The sequence below is a fragment of the Deltaproteobacteria bacterium genome, from assembly GCA_020845775.1.
Taxonomy (GTDB): domain Bacteria; phylum Bdellovibrionota_C; class UBA2361; order SZUA-149; family JADLFC01; genus JADLFC01.
In genome coordinates this window covers 1-6,687 of sequence record JADLFC010000070.1, presented here as the reverse complement: position 1 = coordinate 6,687, position 6,687 = coordinate 1, and the positions used below count along the sequence as shown (strand labels likewise).

Here is a 6,687-nt window from a genome sequence, read left to right as displayed (position 1 = left end):
GTGCTTTTGAATTTCAGAAATCTCAAAATAGCGGCTGAAGCCTAGCTCTGCATTTGGTAGGTCTAGGCGACGATCGCCAAAGCGTTAGATGTTCAAGTTGATGATTTAATTAAAAAATATGCGGAATACTTTCGCTTTCAAAAAAATTATAATCTTTCTCGCCATAATCTTTTTTATATTACTAGTAATAATTTTACTCGATTTCTTAAATTCCGTCGGGAGAGAGTGCGATTCTTGTGCAACATCGGACGTTTTCTTCGCTATATTCCTAACAACCGTGTTGGCATAGTAGAAAAGCTTTTTAGTCCAAGAGGCCATATGACCAACTCCTTTATCCGCCTATCCGCGGCAACTGTCTTGGATGCACTGCTCCCCCTCGTTAAGCGGGGAATTTACGTAAGGCGATACCGCATGGCCATCTAGCGTTTCATCTGGCAATGAGGTTAAAAAATCATGCAAGGCCGAGATGTCTTTTGAGCTAGCATCTAGCCAAGAGTGGTCGCATTCAGCAGGCAAAATAACGGGCATGCGATCGTGGATGCTTTGCATGAATTCGTTAGCAACAGTGGTTAGGATGCAAAAGGACCTAGGAGTATCTTCGCCAATCGGCTCCTCGTATAATCCAGCCAAGCCAAAAAGATCGCGATCTTTCAAGAAGATGTAGAAAGCCTGTTTGCTTCGGCCGCTATGCTTCCACTCGTAAAAACCGTCTACTGGCACTAGACAGCGCCGGTGCTCCAATGCAGGGCGAAATATCGATTTAGTATGCACTGTCTCAACCCGCGCATTGATTAACGAAGGGTAGCCCTTTTTGTCCTTGGCCCAGCGCGGAATCACTCCCCATTTTGCCTCGACCAAATGGCGCTTTCCCTTAGATTCAATAACTATGGGAAGCATTTGACTGGGACAGACATTGTATCTTGGTTTAGGTAGTGAACAATCCTGAAAATCGACGGCAAACTTCTCCAGAATTTTTTGGGGCCGCGTTATTGTGACTCTTCCACACATAGCAACCTTGCTTCTTACTAGCTTGCAATCCTAACAATAATGGGGAAGTATTTGTAAACATTCCCCCATTATATGCGGCACTAGAACGAGAACTTCAAGGGATTAACGGTAACATCTAGCGCCATGAAAAAACCGAACGAACTCTATAAGATTGGGAAATCTCCTTCGAGCACCATCCTGTCTGACGAAGCTCGCCATCCGCTGCGTTTTTTACAAAGAAGGACACCAAAGCCTCACGCCAATCGTGGCGCTGCTCAGTCGCCAAGACTATGCGGTATTTTTTCGCGGCCTCGGTCACAAAAGACACCTCGCAGAGGCCTTTATATGATTTCTCCGTGCAACCCTCAGCAGCACATTCGATATCACGAAAAAAATACTCCATACTGGCCTTATGATTGCCAGGTAAAACTAAGAGGCCCTTAGAAAACGGCGGCTGCTTTTTGCCATCAACCTTGCGCTCCGTAGTAATTACATCCTCTGGCCAAGTAAGTCTAACTAGCGATACTCTATCCCGTGGCAAGGAGGGTCCCTCGTAACCTTTTCTGGGACTACAGCCCATGCCTACCATTACGCCACATAGCACCGCCATTGATACCCAAAGCTTTCGCTCACTACTGCTCATCGGCTTTTCCTCCGTCTAGCTCCGTTGCGTTTGCAAGCTACCCCACCTAGGTTCCTAACGCTCCAGGCGACTGGTGGGATCTGGCGTCCACGATTGCAACACTTTCATGTAATTTGCCCGCTCAAAAGCTGCCGGGTTTGCCACGTTCTTTTGACTAATGCTTCCACGCATTTGCTCTATAGACGCATACTCGTGCTCCGCTCCCCAGCGCTCTAGGTCTCGCAAAATAGTGCCTATTCGAAAAATGCCATTCTTAAGCAATTCAGAGGTCATCATCGTAACACTTGCTCCAGCCATTACGCCCTTAAGAACATCTTCATGATTATGAATTCCGCTCGTTATAGCTAAATCCAAAGCAACTCTGCCGTATAAAATCGCAACCCACCTAAGTGGAAGCCTAAGTTCATACGACTCACTGAGCACTAAGTTGGGAACGACCTCGAGTTGCTCGAGATCGATATCTGGTTGATAAAAGCGATTGAACAACACTAAACCCTTTGCACCAACTTCCTCAAAACGACGAGCCATAGAAGCCATGGCACTAAAGAAAGGACTAAGCTTTACAGACACAGGAATAGACACGCTCTCTTTAACTGCCTTCACCACATCCAAATACATTCCCTCAATCTCTTGGCCAGCAACGTCCACTGACGTAGGAATGTAATAAATATTTAGCTCAAGTGCATCCGCTCCAGCCTGCTGAATCCTACTGGCATACTCGACCCAACCACCACGCGAAACGCCGTTTAAACTCCCGATAACGGGGATATCCACTGCCGACTTTGCCAGACGAATCTTTTCCAAATAGCCATCCGGTCCAACATTATAGGTCGCTAAATCCGGGAAATACGTTAGCGACTCGCCGTAACTTTCGCTACCGTAACTTAAATAATGATCTATCTCTCGGCTCTCGTGATTGATTTGCTCCTCGAATAGCGAATACATCACCACAGCTCCGGCACCGGCGTCTTCCATCCGGCGAATATTGTCTAAATCCATGGAAAGAGGCGAAGCAGAAACCACAATTGGATTCTTAAGATTTAATCCCAAATAACTAGTTAAAAGTTCCACTGAAAATCTCCCTTAACAATTACATTACTGCTTCACACCTGCACATCCAACGCAAGCCTTTCGTAAACCTTCCAATGTTCATTGACGCATTCTTGAGCCTCGTCTAGCAACCGTTTTGCCACATCGGGTTTAGCCCTAGCTAACAAGCGATAGCGATTTTCCCTATATATGTATTCACTTAGCGGTATACTAGGAGCTTTGGAATCGAGTTCAAATGGATTCTTTCCTTCCCTCTTGGCTCTATCTGGACTATAGCGATATAAAGGCCAATAGCCACTCTGGGTTGCCAATTTCTGCTGCTCCATTCCCTTAGACATGTCTATCCCATGTGCAATGCAGTGACTATAAGCAATTATTAGAGACGGGCCTCTATAGCTTTCGGCCTCTAAAAAGGCCCGAACGCACTGCTTATCATCAGCTCCCATTGCAATCCTCGCAACGTAAACGTAGCCGTAGCTCATCGCATGCAATCCCAAATCCTTCTTGGGAGTGGCCTTGCCACCCGCAGTATACTTTGCAACTGCCGCGATGGGAGTAGCTTTAGAGGCCTGCCCACCTGTGTTGGAATACACTTCGGTGTCTAAAACCAATACTTTTACATCCGCCCCACTCGCAAGCACGTGGTCAAGACCGCCATAACCAATATCGTAAGCCCAACCATCGCCACCAACAAGCCAAACGCTTTTTCTAGTTAGCACATCAGCCAAACTCAGCAGATCCATCGCACGAGGGCTTTTCGACGACTGCAATTTACACTTCAATTGCTCCACTCGCCTGCTCTGCTCTTCAATCTCGATAGCACTATCTTGTCTGGCTGACAAAATCGCTTCGACCAAATTCTCGCCAATCTCCTCCGCTAAGGCCTTAAGAACTTCCCGCGCATATTCGGCCTGCTTATCAATTGAAAGCCTCATGCCCAAACCAAATTCGGCATTATCCTCAAACAACGAGTTACTCCATGCAGGCCCCCTGCCATGCCGGTTAACCGTCCATGGAGTAGTTGGAAGATTGCCGCCATAGATACTCGAACAACCAGTGGCATTCGCAACCAAAAGTCGGTTGCCAAACAACTGACTTAGAAGCTTTAGATAGGGCGTCTCGCCACAGCCTGCACAGGCACTCGAGAATTCAAACAACGGCTCTAACAACTGAATGTCCTTTACTGTTTGAAATTTCAAATCCTTATTATCGCTCCCAGCATCGAGCTGCGGAAGATTTTGGAAAAATTCCCAGTTTTCCTTCTCTTGCTGGCTAAGCGGCGCTTCGCTTGCCATATTTATTGCTCGGAAGCCAACTCTACTCTTATCCTTCACTGGGCACACTTCCACACAGAGCGAGCAACCAGTGCAATCCTCTACAGATACCTGCAAAGTATACATTGAGGCGCTCTCCCCTAGTTCGCGCCAGCGAGGTTTGCTGGATTTAAAGTTATTAGGCGCATTGGCTAACAGCGATTCGTCATACACCTTAGCTCTAATTACTGCATGCGGACAAACCAACACGCATTTGCCACACTGAATGCAAATGTCTGGTTCCCACACGGGCACTTCCTGCGCCAACTGTCGCTTTTCCCATTTAGTCGTTCCGCTGGGATACGTTCCATCGACTGGCAGTGCGCTCACAGGAAGGCTATCTCCTCGGCCAGCAATCATAGGAGCAGTTACCTGCTTAAAAAACTCAGGCGCTCCACTATATGCATGCAAACACAAATCCCCTTCATCGACACCCTGTTTAGCGGTAGGAACTGCAACTTTATGCAAATGCTTAATGGCTCTTTCAACAGCATCAAAATTACTCCTAACTATCGCCTCACCTCTCTTTGAATACGTTTTCTCGATAAAATGCTTAATTTTTCCAATCGCCTCACTGCGAGGCAAGACACCGCTTAGTTCAAAAAAGCAGGCCTGCATGGGCGTATTTATGCGCAAACCCAATCCGCACTCTTGCGCGACGCGACTAGCATCGATAACGTAAAAGACCAGTTGCTTCGATATGATGTGCCACTGCACTGCCGCTGGGAGTTTATCCCACACCTCTTCAGGCCCGAATGGGCTATTTAGCAAAAACGTCGCGCCATGCTCGGCCATTTCTAAAGTGTCATATCGATTTAAAAAACCAAACTGATGCACAGCGACGAAATTGGCTTTATGAATTAGATAGGGGCTTCTAATTGGATTGGCACCAAACCTAAGGTGAGATATGGTTCGCGCTCCCGCTTTCCTAGAATCGTAGACAAAATACCCTTGTGCATAAAGAGGAGTTCCCTCTCCTATAATTGTGATAGTGCTCTTATTGGCCCCTACCGTTCCATCCGATCCAAGCCCCCAAAAGACAGCACGAGTAACTGCGGGCGCCTCAATGCTGAAACTGGGATCACACTCAAGACTACTATGAGTTACGTCGTCTACAATGCCGATTGTAAAATTATTCTTAGGTTTTGAATTCTTAAGCTCATCAAAAATGGCTTTTGCCATTGCTGGTGTAAACTCCTTGGATGACAAGCCGTAGCGACCGCCAATTATTGTAGGTATTTTTCGTCCAGCTAAAAAGGCGTTTTCTCCATCGCACATGCAGGCTTGATACACTGCAGTAGTGACGTCCTGATAAAGCGGTTCGCCAAGCGCCCCAGGTTCCTTAGTTCTATCAAGCACTGCAATGCTTTTAACGCTTTTAGGAAGTGCCGCAATAAAATGAGCCACGGAAAATGGTCTAAACAGTCGCACATTGACGACGCCAACCTTTTCTCCTCTTTCTACAAGGTATTTTGCCGTTTCGGCCACTGTCTCGGCACCTGAACCCATGACGACTATAACTCGCTCTGCATCGCTCGAACCGCTATAGTCAAAGAGGCCATATCGTCGACCCGTAGCTTCGGCGAATTTTTGCATGGTCGACTCCACTACTCGTGGAGTGTTTTGGTAGAATGGATTTACCGTCTCTCTAGCTTGAAAATAGACATCTGGATTTTGCGCCGTTCCACGGATAAACGGCCTCTCGGGCGCTAATCCTCTTAAGCGATGTGCGCGCACTAAATCCTCGCGAATAAACGAGCGAATGGTTTCATCTGAGAGAACCTCAATTTTTGCAATTTCATGCGATGTGCGAAACCCGTCAAAGATATGAAGGAAGGGAACGCGGCACTCTAGCGTACTCGCCTGAGAGATGAGGGAAAAATCCATAGCCTCCTGCACATTGGAAGCAAACAACATTGCCCATCCCGTTTGACGCGCTGCCATGACATCGCCATGATCGCAAAAAATTGAAAGGCCTTGCACCGCTAAACTTCGCGCCGCAATGTGAAAAACCGTGCTGGTAAGTTCCCCTGCAATTTTATACATATTGGGGATCATGAGCAGCAGACCCTGACTAGCAGTAAAAGTAGTAGTCAGGGCGCCAGTTTGAAGAGAGCCGTGGACTGCACCCGCAGCGCCACCTTCCGACTGCATCTCGATAATCTTAGGAACTGTGTCCCACAGATTCTTCTTCCCTTCAAAACTCCACTGATCGGCGTATTCCCCCATAGGAGAAGCAGGCGTAATCGGATATATGGCAATTACCTCGTTGGTCTTATAGGCCACATGCGTTGCAGCCTGATTTCCATCCATCATTTCAAACGATGCTTTCATAGGTCTAATACGGCAAATTTTTCTACAAATACTGCAAATAATCGAAAAAGTGGGCTAAGTTAAGAGGGTAACAAATTATTCATTAAATTGTAAGCGTCAAGTAAGCATCACAAACTCGCTATACCGTTTCCAAAAAGTAAAATATTTAACTTACTTTTTGGAAACGGTATAAGTTAGTTCGTCCCCAACGAACATCATAATGGTTAACGAGCATCGAGCTTTTTTAGAGCGGGCATCTTTTTGCTTTTTTGGCATGTCAAATAAATAGCATTAGTATTTAAGTAGTTGCGCTCACGATCGATATTAGCACGTTTTCTATGTCACATTCTCTCGAGATCTAACCATACCTAGTTTGTTTGG

General features: G+C 46.5%; 4 protein-coding genes. All 4 read right to left on the bottom strand.

What is annotated here, in order from left to right; all coding sequences use genetic code 11:
• Positions 1–339 precede the first annotated feature (339 nt).
• The 4 genes from IT291_04620 to nifJ all read right to left on the bottom strand — a co-directional run bounded on the left by IT291_04620 (position 340) and on the right by nifJ (position 6,327).
• Positions 340–1,008 (bottom strand): SOS response-associated peptidase, encoded by a 669-nt coding sequence (locus IT291_04620; GenBank protein MCC6220509.1) that lies wholly within the window; start codon positions 1,006–1,008, stop codon positions 340–342.
• Between the two features lie 115 nt (positions 1,009–1,123).
• The gene (locus tag IT291_04615) at positions 1,124–1,630 is read right to left on the bottom strand and encodes a hypothetical protein (GenBank protein ID MCC6220508.1); all 507 of its coding nucleotides are present in this window, start codon (positions 1,628–1,630) and stop codon (positions 1,124–1,126) included.
• Positions 1,631–1,684: 54 nt separating this feature from the next.
• Positions 1,685–2,701, bottom strand: a complete 1,017-nt coding sequence (locus tag IT291_04610; protein MCC6220507.1) for a dihydroorotate dehydrogenase-like protein — start codon at positions 2,699–2,701, stop codon at positions 1,685–1,687.
• A gap of 32 nt (positions 2,702–2,733) precedes the next feature.
• A complete protein-coding gene (gene nifJ, locus IT291_04605; protein MCC6220506.1) occupies positions 2,734–6,327 on the bottom strand; it encodes a pyruvate:ferredoxin (flavodoxin) oxidoreductase in 3,594 nt (1,197 codons plus the stop codon).
• Between the last annotated feature and the right edge of the window lie 360 nt (positions 6,328–6,687).

Bases quoted from the DNA above. Each gene is read 5' to 3' on its own strand.
- IT291_04620 (MCC6220509.1), bottom strand. From the start codon at position 1,008: ATGTGTGGAAGAGTCACAATAACGCGGCCCCAAAAAATTCTGGAGAAG.
- IT291_04615 (MCC6220508.1), bottom strand. From the start codon at position 1,630: ATGAGCAGTAGTGAGCGAAAGCTTTGGGTATCAATGGCGGTGCTATGT.
- nifJ (MCC6220506.1), bottom strand. From the start codon at position 6,327: ATGAAAGCATCGTTTGAAATGATGGATGGAAATCAGGCTGCAACGCAT.